This window comes from Streptomyces flavofungini (assembly GCF_041028215.1).
Lineage (GTDB): Bacteria > Actinomycetota > Actinomycetes > Streptomycetales > Streptomycetaceae > Streptomyces > Streptomyces flavofungini_B.
On the sequence record NZ_JASKYR010001493.1, the window covers coordinates 1 to 487 of the forward strand.

Sequence of the window (487 nt, forward strand, 5' to 3'; positions counted from 1 at the left end):
CCCCCGAGCAGGCCGACGCCTGGCTGCGCACGGTCCTCGCCGCCTGCGAGGAGGGCGCCCCCGGCAAGCTGCATCTGCACGCCGAGTACGACGCCGCCTGGTACCAGGACGACCAGCCCTTCACCCCCGCGCAGGCCGCGCGGCTCGGGGCGGTGACCGCCGTGCACTCGTGGGTGTTCAACGGTACGGCGCAGCGGCACGGGCGTACGGGGGCCGCCACGCGCGGTCACGCGGCCTACATGATCGAGCTGTCCAAGGCGTGGGCCGACGACCCGCACCGCCCCGTCTGGCTCCAGGAGGTCGGCGCGCCCGCCCCGCTGATCCCCGCCGAGCACGCCGCCGGATTCACCGAGGAGACGATCGGTGCCGCCCTGGACTGCCAGGACGTGTGGGGGGTGACGTGGTGGTGTTCCCACGACGTCTCGCGGGGGCTCGCGGACTTTCCCGAGCTTGAGTACAGCCTGGGGCTGCTGACCAACGACGGGGC

1 pseudogene is annotated in these 487 nt (G+C 73.9%); it reads left to right on the forward strand.

The annotated features are described in order from the left end of the window. Positions 1-487: pseudogene (locus tag AB8Z36_RS41835) on the forward strand (glycosyl hydrolase); the annotation flags it as partial.